General features: G+C 61.3%; 11 protein-coding genes and 1 riboswitch. Of the genes, 5 read left to right on the forward strand and 6 right to left on the reverse strand.

Features of this window, described 5'->3' with window-relative positions:
* The first annotated feature begins 107 nt into the window (after nt 1–107).
* Nucleotides 108–2,102 carry a BCCT family transporter gene (locus DCC25_RS08200; RefSeq protein ID WP_110101309.1) on the forward strand — a complete coding sequence of 665 codons (1,995 nt, stop codon included), beginning with the start codon at nt 108–110 and terminating at the stop codon, nt 2,100–2,102.
* A gap of 93 nt (nt 2,103–2,195) precedes the next feature.
* Here DCC25_RS08200 and DCC25_RS08205 read toward each other — a convergent pair whose 3' ends face one another.
* Both DCC25_RS08205 and DCC25_RS08210 read right to left on the reverse strand, forming a co-directional pair.
* Complete coding sequence (locus tag DCC25_RS08205) at nt 2,196–3,635, reverse strand: MDR family MFS transporter (protein WP_110101310.1); 1,440 nt, start codon at nt 3,633–3,635, stop codon at nt 2,196–2,198.
* Between the two features lie 13 nt (nt 3,636–3,648).
* A complete protein-coding gene (locus DCC25_RS08210; RefSeq protein ID WP_110101311.1) occupies nt 3,649–4,395 on the reverse strand; it encodes a hypothetical protein in 747 nt (248 codons plus the stop codon).
* 156 nt (nt 4,396–4,551) lie between these two features.
* Between DCC25_RS08210 and DCC25_RS08215 the strand changes: the two genes are divergently transcribed.
* The 4 genes from DCC25_RS08215 to DCC25_RS08230 all read left to right on the forward strand — a co-directional run bounded on the left by DCC25_RS08215 (nt 4,552) and on the right by DCC25_RS08230 (nt 9,798).
* Entirely contained in the window at nt 4,552–5,931 is a 1,380-nt protein-coding gene (locus DCC25_RS08215) for an NAD-dependent succinate-semialdehyde dehydrogenase (protein ID WP_110101312.1), read from the forward strand.
* Between the two features lie 89 nt (nt 5,932–6,020).
* Nucleotides 6,021–6,119: riboswitch (SAM riboswitch) on the forward strand.
* Between the two features lie 11 nt (nt 6,120–6,130).
* The gene (locus DCC25_RS08220; protein ID WP_233487987.1) at nt 6,131–7,480 is read left to right on the forward strand and encodes an acyl-CoA dehydrogenase family protein; all 1,350 of its coding nucleotides are present in this window, start codon (nt 6,131–6,133) and stop codon (nt 7,478–7,480) included.
* Nucleotides 7,480–8,865: an NtaA/DmoA family FMN-dependent monooxygenase gene (locus DCC25_RS08225; protein WP_110101314.1), complete on the forward strand. Its 1,386-nt coding sequence runs from the start codon at nt 7,480–7,482 to the stop codon at nt 8,863–8,865. The genes DCC25_RS08220 and DCC25_RS08225 overlap by 1 nt, the downstream gene beginning before the upstream one ends.
* Nucleotides 8,866–8,898: 33 nt before the next feature.
* A complete protein-coding gene (locus DCC25_RS08230) occupies nt 8,899–9,798 on the forward strand; it encodes a siderophore-interacting protein (RefSeq protein ID WP_110101315.1) in 900 nt (299 codons plus the stop codon).
* 35 nt (nt 9,799–9,833) lie between these two features.
* Here DCC25_RS08230 and DCC25_RS08235 read toward each other — a convergent pair whose 3' ends face one another.
* From DCC25_RS08235 to DCC25_RS08250, 4 genes are all read right to left on the reverse strand, one after another.
* Complete coding sequence (locus DCC25_RS08235) at nt 9,834–10,520, reverse strand: heme oxygenase (biliverdin-producing) (protein ID WP_110101316.1); 687 nt, start codon at nt 10,518–10,520, stop codon at nt 9,834–9,836.
* 438 nt (nt 10,521–10,958) lie between these two features.
* Nucleotides 10,959–12,314, reverse strand: a complete 1,356-nt coding sequence (locus DCC25_RS08240) for an MFS transporter (protein ID WP_110101317.1) — start codon at nt 12,312–12,314, stop codon at nt 10,959–10,961.
* Nucleotides 12,315–12,346: 32 nt separating this feature from the next.
* Nucleotides 12,347–13,429 carry a phosphotransferase family protein gene (locus tag DCC25_RS08245; protein WP_110101318.1) on the reverse strand — a complete coding sequence of 361 codons (1,083 nt, stop codon included), beginning with the start codon at nt 13,427–13,429 and terminating at the stop codon, nt 12,347–12,349.
* Between the two features lie 32 nt (nt 13,430–13,461).
* Nucleotides 13,462–15,021: a class I adenylate-forming enzyme family protein gene (locus tag DCC25_RS08250; protein ID WP_110101319.1), complete on the reverse strand. Its 1,560-nt coding sequence runs from the start codon at nt 15,019–15,021 to the stop codon at nt 13,462–13,464.
* Nucleotides 15,022–15,059 lie beyond the last annotated feature (38 nt).

Genomic DNA, 15,059 nt, shown 5'->3' on the forward strand with positions numbered 1-15,059 from the left:
CTGTTCGCAAATTCAAGAAATATTCCTATAATAGATCATCTGTACCGGGCTGTCGTATTCCGGACGCGTCCTTGATTTCATCTGACGATCTAAGGAGTGACCATCGCATGTCGAATCATGATCCTTCAGACGAACCAGACGAGCCACCCACGGCTCAGTCCGCGGGGGCGACGACCACCGAGACATCCGGTGAGGGATCGGTGCTGACCGAAGAAACCGAAGCGGAAGAAATCGATAAGACCGCCTCCTTGCCCCAGTACATGTCGCTTGGCGAGCATGATTCTGATAGCCGCATCGTGGCCAAGCTGAGACGGCAGGGTGTGAAGATCGGCCGGGGCATGATTGCCCCGCACGTGTTCTGGCCATCGACTATCATCGTCATTGCCGTGGCACTGTGCGGTATCTTTTTGCCGGACGCGACCGGTGAAGTCCTGAACGCCATCCAGACCTGGATCGTCGATACCCTGGGCTGGTACTACGTACTGTGCATTATGGTCTTCATCGGCTTTGCCCTGTTTTTTGGGCTGTCGAAATACGGCAGACTAAAGCTCGGTTCCCCTGAAGACAAGCCCGACCACGGGTTGCTGTCCTGGTTCTGTATGCTCTTCGCCGCCGGCATGGGTATCGGGTTGGTTTTCTATGGCGTCGGTGAGCCGCTGACTTTTGCCACCGTGGAACCCAAACCCGGCTGGGAAGGCAGCGAAGCCGACATCGCCAAGCAAGCCATGGCCCAAACCTTCGTGCACTGGGGCATCCACCCCTGGGCGGTCTACGCCATCATTGGCCTAGCCGTGGCCTACACCATTCACCGGCGTGGGCGTCCGGTCTCGATCCGCTGGGTTTTTGAACCTCTGCTGGGGGAGCGTGTTAAAGGCATTCTGGGTGACGTGATCGACATCCTGGCGGTGTTCGGCACCATCTTCGGTGTGGCCACTTCACTGGGCCTCGGCGTGCAACAGATCGGGACCGGTCTGGAAAAGATCGGCATCGTCGAAACCGCTGATACTGTTCTGCTGGTCATCCTCATCGTGGTCATCACGTTCATCGCCACACTCTCTGTGGTCTCCGGTGTGGGACGCGGAATGAAGTGGCTGTCGAACTTCAACCTCAGTCTGGCCGGCGTGGTCCTGATCGCACTGTTGCTGATGGGACCGACCCTGTTCATCTTCCAGAACCTCGTGGAATCGCTGGGCGTCTACCTGGCCACCTTCTTCGAAATGTCGCTGGACGTGGCCACCTATACCGGGGAAGACGGATCCGCATGGGCCTCGTCCTGGACCCTGTTCTACTGGGGCTGGTGGGTGTCTTGGGCACCCTTCGTCGGTATCTTCATCGCCCGAATCTCCCGCGGTCGCACCGTGCGCCAGTTCATTGCTGGTGTGCTCCTGGTGCCGCCGCTGGTCGGTTTCCTCTGGTTCGGCGTGCTGGGCGGCACCGGGATTTTCCGCCAGCTTTTTGGGGCCGGTGACCTGGTCGAAGACGGCGAAGTCAGCCCCGAAGGGGTGCTCTTCGACGTGCTCGGCGACCTGCCTTTGGGGATGTTGTTCTCCATTGTGGGGATCCTGTTGGTCACCATCTTCTTCGTGACCTCTTCAGACTCCGGATCCCTGGTGATGGACATGCTCTCCTCGGGCGGCCACCCCAACCCGCCGATCTGGTCGCGCGTGTTGTTCTCCACCGCTGCCGGTGCGCTGGCTATCGGTCTCATGCTGGCCGGCGGATTAGAATCTTTGCAAGCCGCCGCGTTGGCCACCGCGTTGCCATTCTCTGTGGTGTTGTTGTTTATGTGCTGGTCTTTGGTGCGTTGTCTGCGCGCCGACTACGCCCGCGTGGAACGTAGCAAGCTGGATGACCGCTACCATGAGTTCGCCAGCAGAATGGCTGACGACTACGAGTGGGACTTCCCCGAACAGCTCACCAGCCACATTGACGACTGGATCGATTACCGGCTGGAGGCCACCCGCGGGATCTTCAACCAGAAGAGCAGAGACCCCGCCTCGCCACCGCCAGGCACACGTCCGTCCCGGTTCAACATGCCCGGAATTGGGCTACGCCGGCACGAAAAGAGCCGGGACGACAAGAACCGGGACGACCGCGAGTAGTCGCGAGCGCGACTCGTCCGGCGCGGTAGGTGTTGCACTCCACCATGGCCCGGGTTCTGATGGGCATTCTGCCCTTAGAACCCGGGCCGGTTGCTAGGATTGCGGTTTCGGTGTCCGTACAAACGGCACCAGCACCACGGTGACCACCGATAGCACCGCTCCGTACAGCAGCGCGTTGTGAATACCGGTCATCTCAGCCGTTGCAAGATCCTGGCCCAAGCGCACCCCGAGGGTGGTGGCCAGTGTCATGACCGTGATGTACAGTGAGGTGCCACCGGCAGCGGCGACCTGTTGCAGTGAATTGATCACCGCCGAGCCGTGAGAATACAGCCGTGGTGTCAGCGAGTTCAGCGCTGAGGTAAACAGTGGCCCCATCAGGGCCGCTAGCCCGATCGACATCACCACGTGGGTGGTGATCAAGCTACCGAGCCCGGTGTCGGCATCGAAGGTGGTCATCAGCCACATCGCCACCGAAACCACCACGGCGCCGGGGATTAACAGCACCCGGGCACCGACGGCGTCATAGGCCCGGCCCACCAGCCATCCCAAACCGGCCATCACCAGGCCCCCCGGGAGCATGGCCAGCCCGGTGTCCTGAGCAGAGAAGTGCAGAATGTCCTGCATGTAGATCGGCAGAATCACGATCACGCCGAACAGCCCCACCATGGCAATCAAGACGCATATGGTGGACAGCGTGAAAGTGCGGACGGTGAATACCCGCAGATTCAACAGCGCGATATCCCGCAAGGAGATCTGTCGTAGTGTGAAGATCCCCAACGCCACCCCGCCGATGACCAGTGGCACCCAGGGCGACAGGACCGCATGTCCGGTGGCAGCTTCACCGATAGAACTCAGTCCATAAATCACGCCGGCAAAACCGATCGCTGACAACACCACCGAAAAAACATCCAGCGGCACCTTGCGGGTCTCGGTCACGTTACGCAACCGCCACAGCCCCAACAGCACCACCAACACTCCGATCGGCAGAATGATCAAAAACATCCACCGCCAGCTCAACGCATGCAGGATCAGACCGCCGGCGGTCGGCCCGACCGCCGGAGCGACCGCGATGATGATCGACACCACTCCCATGGTGCGCCCGCGTAAGTGCAACGGCACTACGTTGAGCACCGTGGTCATCAACAACGGCAACATGATCGCGGTGCCCGCGGCCTGGATGACGCGACCGGTGACGAGTAGTCCGAAGACAGGTGCCGTCGCGGCCACCAGTGTGCCGAGGACGAAGAACCCGGTGGAGATGACAAACACCACCCGGATCGGCAACCGGGTCAGTAGCCAGCCGGTGGTGGGGATGACCACGGCCATGGTGAGCATGAACGCGGTGGTGAGCCACTGGACGGTGGCCGGGGTGAGCTGAAATTCGTCCATCAGCACCGGCAAGGCCACCGACATGATGGTCTCGTTGAGGATCATCACGAACGAGCCCAGCGCCAACATGGCCAGCACCCCCACAGCGCCCGGTGGTAAGGATGCTCCTGGGGTCTGGGTGGTTTCGGAGTGCTGTGATGACATGCTGGCCGTACTCCTAACGCGTCGCGGTGTAGATCTCGTCAATGCGTTCGCTGGCCGACTCGGCCCAGGCATCGAATGCTATCCCGTCCTGAGGATCGGTGGCTGAAGGATACACCGACCGGTACCGAAGCCAGGTGCCACCGGTTTCCAGCTCAGCGGTCCGGGCCGTAAGGAAATCCGAGACGACCACCTCTCGGATGGAAACCTCACCGGCCTCGGCGGAGACGGTGTCGTCCTCGATCTCGGTCATCTCCTCATTCACACAGTCGGTCTCTCGAGCTTCTTCGAGCTCGACCCGTTCACGGCGATCCGCATCGGTGCTGAACTCGACCAGATCGAGTTCTTCGACCGAGGCCGTCTCATCAAGCTGAGTCTCGCCGTCAACCTGGGCATAGACTGCAGGATCCGTTGAGTCCATGGCAACCTCGAGCTGTGAGAGTGTTGCCTGCTGACACTGGTCTGGGTCCGACACCTCCCGGAGTGAATCGACCACGAGCCACCGGTCGCCCCAGATTTCTTCGCCGGTATAGACCATCGCCTCCTGCAGGGTCTCATCGACCTGGTTCGCCAGGGCAATCGATTCCTCGCGGGGTTCCGGTGCTTGATCGGAGGGAATCGCTGTGGCGGGATCTTGGGCCTGCCCGGATCCCGGGTCGTCCTCGCCACCACAACCGGTCAACCCCAGGGCGCTGAGGCTGACCAGGGTGGCGAGCGCCACCGAGCGGTACCGCGCGGCGAGCGCGGGCGTGGAGAAAAGCATCGGGAATCATCCTGTCAATAGACGTCGTGCCGGGGAGATTCTTCTAGGCTACTCACTGCGGGGGCCTTTCGCCTGTCTCTGGTCCCGGCCGCGGTTTCGTGGTTTTCGACCCCCCAGGTATTGTGATCTGCCACACGCGCGCCGTAGGTTAGGGGTATGACGACTTATGCAGTGACTAACCCCGCCACCGGTGCTGTTGAAAAGACCTACCCCACCGCAACCGACGAACAGATTAGCGAGGCAGTTAACCTGGCTGCCGAGACTTTCACAAGTTATGCGAACACCAGCTTTGAGCAGCGCGCCCAGTGGATGCACCGCGTTGCCGATCTCTACGAAGAGCGTCTCGACCAGCTATGCTCGATCATCACCCGGGAGATGGGTAAACCGGTCCGCCAAGCCGAGTTTGAAGTCAAAATTTCGGTCTCGATCTACCGCTACTACGCCGATCACGCCGCGGAGTTCCTCGCCGATGAAGAACTCCCAGTTGCTCGCGGTGGTCAGGCCAAAGTGCAATACGACCCGGTGGGTGTGCTGTTGGGCATCATGCCCTGGAATTTCCCTTACTACCAGGTCGCCCGTTTTGCTGGGCCGAACCTGATGGCCGGAAATACCATCGTGCTTAAGCACGCCCCGCAGTGTCCGGAATCGGCCGAAGTGATGGAGCAGATCTTCCACGAGGCCGGATTCCCCGCGGGCGCCTACGTCAATATTTACGCCTCCAACGAGCAGATCGCCGAGCGAGTTATTCCCGACCCGCGGGTCCAGGGTGTGTCTCTGACCGGCTCTGACCGGGCGGGGGCAGCGGTGGCCGAGACCGCCGGTAAACACCTGAAAAAAGTGGTGCTTGAGCTGGGTGGTAACGACCCCTTCATCGTGCTTGACCGCGACATCGTGCCCCAGGCCGTCGAGCTGGCTGCCACCTCGCGGTTTGGTAACGCCGGCCAGGCCTGCAACGCGGCTAAACGCCTCATTGTGCTCGAGGAGTTCTACGACGACTTTGTGGAACAACTGAAAACCGCCGTGGAACAAGTCCGGTTGGGCGACCCCACCCAACCGGAGACGGCCATGGGACCGATGTCTTCCCAGCAAGCGTTGGAGAATCTCGACGCTCAGGTCCGCGACGCCATCGACCACGGTGCGACCGCACACGTGGGAGGGGCGCCCGAAGACCGCGAGGGGGCCTGGTACCCGGCCACTCTGCTCACCGGGCTCACCCCCGAGATGCGGGCCTATTCCGAAGAGCTCTTTGGCCCGGTGGCCATGGTCTACTCGGTGGCAAGTGAAGAAGAAGCCATCAAGCTCGCCAACGACACGCCCTACGGTTTGACCGCTACCGTCCACTCCTCCGACCCGGCGCGCGCGGCTGAGGTGGGAAATCAGATCCACACCGGCCAAGTGTTCATCAATGAAACCTCCACCACCGCCGCAGAGTTGCCCTTCGGCGGTGTCAAGCGCTCCGGTTTCGGGCGTGAGCTGGGACCGTACGGCATCAAAGAGTTCGTCAACGTCCGGTTGGTGAAATACAGCAAGAACTAACCCTGCACCAGTCCTGGCAGGGCGAGTAGTTCACGTCACATTTCTCAATGACCTGTGATGTGACATGGTCACTGACTACAGTGAGGCCCAGACCATCCAGAGTGGCTGAGAGAGCTGGCTCGATGACGCCACAGCAACCAGGGGTGCCGTTCAGGCCACCCAGGTGCTAATGCCAGTTCCGATGGAAAGGACCTTCGCTGTGTCGCCTTCTGCCCGGACATTTCACGACGACGTCGCAATCTCGGCCACCCCCGTGGCCCCGCATGTTCCGACCGTCTCGGACTATCACAGCCTGAAAGACTATTTCGCCCCACTGTTTGACTCGATCGCTGTTGGTGCTAGCCAGCGGGAACAGCAACGCATTTTGCCCTTCGCCGAGATCCGCGAGCTCAACCAGGCCGGCTTCAGTGTGTTGCGGGTCCCCACCGCATACGGCGGCCCCGGGGTGAGCATCGAAACCTTTACGCGGTTGCTGATTGATCTAGCCACCGCCGATGCGAATATCGCCCACCAATACCGCTCCCACGCCGGATTCACCGAATCCCTGTACTTTCTGCCTGAACCGCAACGAGCAGCGTGGTTTCAGCGACTGCTGTCCGGGGTCACCGTCGGGAACGCCTCCACCGAAATCGGCGGGAACACCCTGGGCACGCTCAACACCTCGCTCTCGTTGCACCCCGACGGTAGCGGGATCCTGAACGGCACGAAGTACTACGCCACCGGGTCGGCTTTCGCCAGTCATACCCGGGTGTCGGCCACCCTCTACAATCCCGACGGATCTGCCCAAGAAGGTCGCGGATTCGCGGTGGTCGGGGTCAATGATCCCGGGGTGGAGCTCCTCGATGACTGGGACGGGTTCGGTCAACGCCTGACCTCCACCGGTACCGCACGATTCACCGACATCACTGTTCCGGCCACCCACGTCTTACCACGTGTCCCTGGTTCGCCCGAGGCCCACCATGAAGCGACCTTCTTCCAGTTGGTGTTACTGGCCGTCTCCGCCGGCATCGGGGCTGCTGCAGTTCACGACGCCACTTCTGGGGTCCGGCACCGCAAACGTACCTTCAACACCGGTCTGGGCGTGCCCTACCGTGACGATCCGCTCATCCTCGAAACCGTCGGGCGCCTCGGTGCCGGGGCTTTCACCGCCCGCGCCACCGTGATCGAAGCCGCCAGGTCTCTAGACAGCGCCCTGGAGGCGTTGGCCGCGAGAAGCCAGATGCACAACGCCCATGCCGAGGTCCCCGAGGAATTTATCACCGCCCAGATTGCCGTGGCCAATGCGCACGTCACGGTCCCCGAGATCGTGATCAAGACCTGTTCCGATCTGTTCCTGACCGGTGGCGCCTCGAACACATTGCGCTCTAAGAACCTCGACCGGCACTGGCGCAACGCCCAAACCGTGGCCACTCATAACCCCATCGTCTTCCGTGCCCGGGCGATCGGGGACTGGCTGGTCAATGGCACCGCCCCCGAAGGGCTCAACGCCATCGGTGATGCCCCCACCGGCAACTCCTCGCAGACGCAGACACCCCAGGAGCACGCGTGATGAAACCCCTGCTATTCAACGCTTTCGAGATGATGGTCCCGGTCCACCAATCCCCGGGCCTGTGGCGCCACCCCGAGTCCCGGATCGTGGCCTTTGACACCCTGGAGTACTGGACGCAACTGGCCGAAACCCTGGAACGAGGCCGATTCTCCGCCCTATTTTTGGCCGACGTGCTCGGTGTCTATGACGTCTACGGGGCATCGGCCGAGACCTCCTATCGCGGTGGCCTGCAGTACCCGTTGCTGGACCCGCTGTCGGCAGTCTCGGCCATGGCCGACCACACCCGTCACCTTGGTTTCGGGGTGACCGCCTCGGTCTCCTATGAGCACCCGTTCCTGCTGGCCCGCCGACTGAGCTCCCTGGACCACCTCACCGCAGGACGTTTGGCCTGGAATATCGTCACCTCCTACCAGGACTCCTCGGCCAAAAACATGGGACTCGCCCAGCAGATCCCGCACGATCAACGCTATGATCGCGCCGATGAATACATGGAGGTGATGTACCGGCTGTTTGAATCCTCCGTCGAGCCCGGCGCAGTGGTCAACGACGCTCACGCCGGCGTGGTCGTCGACCCGCAGAAAATCCACCCGGCCGAGCACCGGGGCGAATTCTTCACGGTTCCCGGCCCGGCCTTGACCCACCCCGGACCGCAACGCACCCCGTTGTTGTTCCAAGCTGGCGCCTCCCCGCGAGGCAGAGCACTCGCCCTCGATCACGCCGAAGCCGTCTTCCTCATCGGTGCCACCCCCGAATTGGTCCGCCACTGGGTCGATGAGCTACGTGACGGACTCCGGGCCCGGGGTCGTGACCGCAACGCGGTGAAGATTTTCGCCATGGCCACCGTGGTCACCGGCGCTACCGATGCGGACGCCATCGCCCGCTGGGAGTCCTATCGGGACTACGTCGATACCGAAGGGGCCTTGGCACTCTTCGGGGGCTGGACCGGTGTGGACCTGGCTCAGGCAGACCCCGACGACACGCTGGAATACGTCACCACCGAGGCCAACCGTTCCGCCCTGGAGGCGATGACCACCCTGGCCGAAGCCACCGGTGGCAGTGCCTATACGGTCAAGGACCTCGCCGAATTCGTCGCCCTGGGCGGGCGTGGCCCGGTGTTAGTCGGATCCGCTGAAACCATTTCCGACCAGCTAGAGCGCTGGGCCACGGTGGCTGACATCGACGGGTTCAATATCTCCGGTGCGGTGCGACCGGCAGATCTGGAGCGCTTCGCCACCTACGTCTCCCCGGTGCTAGCTCAGCGAGGACAGCTAGCCTCCCCGGCGCCCGAGGACACCCCGCGCACCCTACGCGAACAGTTCTTCAACGCCGGTCCGCACACCGCCGCCGATCACCGAGCCACCAGCTACCGGCACTCCGTGCGCTAGTGAAGGGTAACCTATCCAGGTTAGGGTAGGGGTATGTCTGAAAAAGTCCGCCCAGCACGCACGAAAAACCCGGCCCACCTGATGGAAGTCGTCGGCACCGAACGACTCTCCGCACACTTCATCCGACTGACCTTCGGTGGGGGAGACTTCGAGCAGTTTCTGGCCCACGATTCCCACTCCGCAGATCGCTACATCAAACTGCTCTTACCGCCGGATCCCTCCCTGGGGTTGAAGCCACCCTTTGATCTGGACGCATTACGCACTGAGCTACCCAAGCATCAACTCCCGGTGCGCCGGACCTACTCGGTGCACTCCATCGACCCGGTCGCCCAGACCTTTCAGGTCGATTTTGTCTTGCATGGTGATGCCGGGGTGGCCGGCCCCTGGGCCGCACGCGCTGCGGTCGGGGACCCCGTTCAGTTCAGTGGCCCCGGCGGACAATACACTCCTAACCCGCAGACCGAGTGGCACCTTTGGGCCGGAGACGAAGCCGCCCTACCAGCCATCGCGGCGTCTCTGGCCGAACTGGCTGAGACCAATCCGGCCGCCTGCGGAGTCGCGTTGCTCGAGGTCGCCGGCGCCGATGACGAATTTCCCATCGTGGCACCGCAGGGTGTTCAAGTACGCTACCTGCACCGGGGCGGTCCCTTCACACCGGAGACCACGATGCTGACCGAGGCAGTCCGCGATGTGGCCTGGCCGAAGAAGCTCACGGCCGACTACCTGCACAGCGCCCCACACAGTATTCAGGCCTTCGTGCACGGCGAGCGCGAAGTGATCAAGCAGCTCCGCGCGTATTTGATGGACGAGCGCGGGCTGTCCCGGTCACAACTGTCGCTGTCGGCCTACTGGGCCTACGGTCGGGTCGAAGACGCGTTCCAGGCGGAAAAACGCGATCCGATTGGGCAGATTTACCCGGCCGAACAGCAGTAGCCCGTCTCGTCGGACGGTCAGCGATCCTCCATGGCTCAGTGCCGCACCGGATGTGCCTGGGTGTAGTCGAAGAGGTCCTCAAAGATTGCTTGGTTGAACTGAAACCCGCGCCGGGTCTCGTCGATAAAAGCCTCGCGGTCCTGCTGATCCAGCTTGAGGGCATCCAGGCTGGCACGGTAGTGATCCTTATAGACCTTCGGTTTTGGGATGGCGGCGAAGGTATACATGTGTAGTTGATCGTCACGAGCCTGATAGTGCCGACGGACCAGCGAGGCGATGGCCAACCCGCCGGATAAATCGCCCAGGTATCGCAAGTAATGGTGAGCCGCGAGTCGGACCGGATCATCGCAGACCCGAACAATCCGGGCCACATAATCGGTGGTCGCTGTCATAGCAGCCGGCGCGTCCCAGTCAGTCAGTGGCAACAAGGACTCCAGATCTGCTGCCAAGGCATCGCGTCGATCTAGGTTCGGATCGAACAGGGCCCGGAACGCTTCGTTGCCCGCGGATTCCCGGCATGCCTCTACCGCGGTATCCAGGGCGCCATAGATGTAAAAGTACTGACACACCAGCAGTGCGTAGTCGCGCAATGAGCGTTTTCCTGACATTAGCTCGGTGATGAACGCCGAATTTTCTGCCTGCGAGTGGTCCTCGCGAGTCAGCTGGCGGACTCTGGTGGAGAGCACATCGTCAGCAGATGTCGTCGCGGCGTGGATGTCCATAGCAGCGGCCTCTTTTCGCAAGATCGGGAGCGGTGTGCTAAGGAAGGCTACCCTTTGTGAGTGAAGTAATAGGGACGAGACTATCGGGTTCTGCTGACATTTTCATCACCGCGTCTGACAAAAATGAAGTCGTTTCCCTGGAAAATTGGCCATCTTAACCAGATGTGACATAAATTACCACTGTACGGCGTTAGTAATTCAGTCAGGGTAAGCTAATCTGTTAGACGTTGGCACGCGGTGAGACGCCCCTCATGCTCATCGCGCGGCTCTCCCGCAGACCCGGGTCCCAAGGTGGGGTGGACCCGTCGCCGAGAGTTCTCGGCACACAACAGTGGCGGAGAATTCCTCAGGATTCTCCGCCACTGGTTTGTTAATCGAGATGGTCCGTGGATACCTCGACGGCAGCTGTGGCCCACCCGAGGTATCAACGGAGGCGTTTTAGACCTTATTCAAATCAATGCCACGGGTTTCGGGCAACAGACGCACAGCAAACAGGGTCACCACGCAGAGGACGATGATGTAGAAGCTCGACAGCCAGGACATGTCAATGGAGATGAACAGCTGGTTGAGGTAGGGAGCTGATCCACCAAAGACGGCCACCGAAATCGAGTAGGCCAGACCGATATTGCGGGTACGGAATTTGGTCGGGAAGACTTCAGACATCATGCAGGACAGCAACGCACCGGCTGCTCCGACGATCAACAACGCGATCGTGGCAGCAATGAATAAACTCCAGGGGTTATCCGAGATCATGCTCTTCAGCGGAATCTGGGTGATGATCATCAGCACGGCGAACGTTGCCATAATCGGCCGGCGACCGATGCGGTCGGAGAGGCGTCCCCAGAATGGCAACGAGAACAGAGCGATCAACTGCGCGCCGACGCTGGCCGTATAGGCCAGGGTGGGCTCCATGCTTTGTTCCACGATGGCGTAGGTTGAAACGTAGGAGCTCCACGTGTAGTGGGCGGCGGTAGCGCCACTGACCATACCGATAATGAGCAGAATAGCTTTGGTCTGGGAGAATTTGCGCGGGGTGAGCTGCATCGTGGTTGGCGCGCTGGCCTGTGCCGGGGCAACAGGTGTCTCGTCTGTTTCGTGATGCGCCTGCTCGTGGACGGCGGATTCAGCCATGTTCCGACGCAACAGCAGAGCGACAACGGCCAGGATTGCACCCAAGACGAACGGAATGCGCCATCCCCATGCTGCCAGAGCAGTTTCGTCCACTACCGCCGAGATACCGCCACCGACGCTATATGCCAGCACGGAGCCACCGAAGATGGTGACAAATACGAGCGAGGACCACTGTCCGCGTTTGTGGGCGGGAGCGATTTCAGCAACGTAGGAGTTAGCCGCTGCTGACTCACCGCCGTGGGCCAAGCCCTGGGCGATGCGTAGGAGCAAAAGACCGGCCGAGGCCCACACGCCAATGGTTTCGTAGGTGGGCAAGACGCCGATGAGCACCGAGGCGGTGGCCATAGTCAGCATGGTCATAATCAGGACCGCTTTGCGGCCTTTGCGGTCGGCCATGGCACCGAACAGGATGCCACCCAGCGGGCGGACGAGGAATCCGACCGCGAAAACAGCCAGGGTGGCCAAGAGTGCAGACACCGGATCGCTGTCATCGAACATAGCCCCGGCAATAAAGGGCGCGAAGACCGCGTAGGCGCTCCATTCGTACCATTCCAAAAGCTGGCCGGAGGTGGAAGCAATCAGAGATTTCTTCGGGGCTGCTTGGATGGGTTGGGTGGGTTGGGTGGGTGAGGGTTCTTTGGGCAGGGTGGTGGTCGTCGTCATGACGGTTACCGACTTTCTCGAAAAGTCAGGACCTATGCGGTGGTGAATTGATGGGCGGATTCCAACAGGGCGGGCACTCCGTGCTCCAGACCCGCAGCGAAGCTCGGATCGTCGGGTGCTTCGCCGTTGAGGAATCGGGTGTAGATCGCTTCACAGAAGATAGCGGATTTCCACAGAGCTAGTACCTGGTACCAGTTCAGCTGGGAAAGGTCGAGAGAGGACTCTCGGTTATAGTGGGCCACGAGTTCATCGCGGCTGGGGAAACCGGGTTGACGGGTGACTGGTGTGAGTTCCATGACGGTGGGAGTATCACTGCCACTGGCATAGGTGGCAGCGAAGTAGCCGAGATCAGCAAGCGGATCTCCGAGGGTAGCCATCTCCCAGTCCAGCACCGCCTGGATCTCAGGTGTGGTGCTGGGTGAATACATCAGGTTGCCAATGCGATAGTCGCCGTGGATGACGCTGTGCCGTTGAGTGGTGGGCACATGCCGGCCAAGCCACTGCGATAGCTCATCGACCAGCGGAATATCTCGTTGTGTTTGCTGGGGCCACAGGTGCGTGAAGCGCTCGATCTGGCGTTGTAAATAGCCCTCGGGCCGTCCCAAAGATGCCAGCGGTTCGGTCGAGACATCGAGGCTGTGCAGTTGTTGCAGAGCATCCACTGCGGCAAATCCGATCTGGCGCCGGGCGTCGTCGGATTCGAAGCGTTCGGGTAGCTCTGAGGTGATGACATCACCATCGAGGGTGTCCATGATGTAGAACGGTACGCCCAACAGCTCGCCGGTTTCTTCCACCGCGCGAATCGTGGGCACCGCAAATCCGCGGGTGGCCAAGGCTGATTGCACGCGGGCTTCCCGAATCATGTCGTGGGTTGAGCGCGGGATCGGCGGTCGCGGTCCGCGACGCAAGATCACATCGGCGCCGTCACGCTGAATCCGGAAGGTGGCGTTAGATTGGCCTTCGCCGATCCGTGTGATCTGCAGGCCGCCCTGGCCAATATCGTGCTGATCCAAGAAACGCTCCACGGTGGAGCGAATCAACAGTGGTGGCTCGGGCAGATCGCGGGCCTGTTGCGGAGTCTGAACAACATCAATAAGGGGGGTGGTGTTGGTCATCAGTGTCCCTTGGTCTGGTGGCAGGTGAGGTGTTAGCTGGTGGTGGGCTCAGCGGTGTACTGCGTGCGCAACACACGACGCTGAATCTTGCCGGTCGGGGTCTTGGGCAGGTCGTTGAGGAGGTGTATCTCTTTGGGGGCCTTGAAAGCCGCTAGCTTCTGGTGGACCGTGGCCCGTACGTCCTCGGGGTCGAGGGTTTGACCCTCCTGAACGGAGATGAAGGCGATGACTTTCTCTCCGGAGTACGGGTCCGCAACGCCCACGACCGCAGCTTCTTTAACGCCGGGGTAGTCGTAGATGGCGTCCTCGACCTCGCGCGGCCAGACCTTATAGCCGGAGACATTGATCTGGTCCTTGCGCCGGTCGACAATGTAGATCCAGCCCTCGTCGTCGAGGATGCCGATGTCACCGGTGTATAACCAGCCGTTTTGAATGGTGCTGGCGGTGGCTTCGGGATTGTTTAAATAGTGGTCAATGCACGAGGGGCCCTGGAGTACCAATTCCCCGGGTGTGCCGTTGGGGGCCTGTTGGCCGTCGTCGCCGATAATGCGAGCTGCCACATCCGGCATCGTCTTACCGATGGACAGGCTGGCGGTTTCTTCATGAATCGGGGCCCGCTCACCGAGCGGGACACCGATCACCGCCGAGCTGGTCTCGGTCATGCCGTAGACGTTGTGTATGTAGTGGCCGAAACGATCCTCGAACTGACGCAAGGTCGCCGGAGGCACCGGGGCGCCACCGGTATAGGTCGACTTGAGCGTAGCGAAATCCTCTTCGGTCACGCCCGGGGCATCCAGTAGCGCGTTGTAGACAGTAATGGAGCCCACCATGTGGTTGACATCGCCACGCCGCAGCGCATCCAGCACCACCTCGGTACGGGTCCGGCCACGCAGAATCAGCTTTCCACGGCCTGCGGTGAGCGTCGCGGTGGCACTGCCGACCGCACCGGTGATGTGAAACAGCGGGGCCACGGCCAGCACACCGTCGCCGGGCTGTTGGTGGATCAGCTGCGGGAAGGTCAGTGCGACCGCCGCGAGGTTGCGGTGGGTCGCCAGGGCCCCCTTGGGTGGTCCGGTCGTTCCGGAGGTATAGGTCAGGAGCGCTGCAGTGTCCGCGGTGATCTCCGGCGCGGTGGGGGTTGTGCCCAGGAAAGTCTCCAATTCCTGCCACAGGTCGGGGTCGCTGGGGTCAGTGAGATCAGCGGCAACGACCCACGGTGTGGTGCCGGCCAACCCCCAGGTGGCGGTCTCGGCACCGGTGGTCTCCGAGGACACCAGTCCCACCGCCTGAGAGTCTTGGAGAATGCCGGCCAATTCGTGTTGACCGTACATGGTGTTCAGGATCAGCGGGGTGGCCCCGATCTTCCACAGCGCGAGCATGCACAGCGGAAAACTCACGGTGTTCTGCAACTGGATGCCCACCCGTTGCCCGGGCTCGACACCTCGAGATTGAAAATAGCTTCCCAGAGCGTTCGTCAGGTCCTCGGTGCGTTCAACGGTGTAATCGTTGGTGTGATCAGTCAGTGCGATCGCTTGTGGTTCGTCCGCGACGCGCTGGCGCCACAGCTGCGTCAACGTGGTGTTGATATCCATGTGTGTGTTGTCCCTCCAACAGGTCCGACCGATCGTTC

It is taken from the genome of Auritidibacter sp. NML120636 (assembly GCF_003185945.1).
GTDB classification, from domain to species: domain Bacteria; phylum Actinomycetota; class Actinomycetes; order Actinomycetales; family Micrococcaceae; genus Auritidibacter; species Auritidibacter ignavus.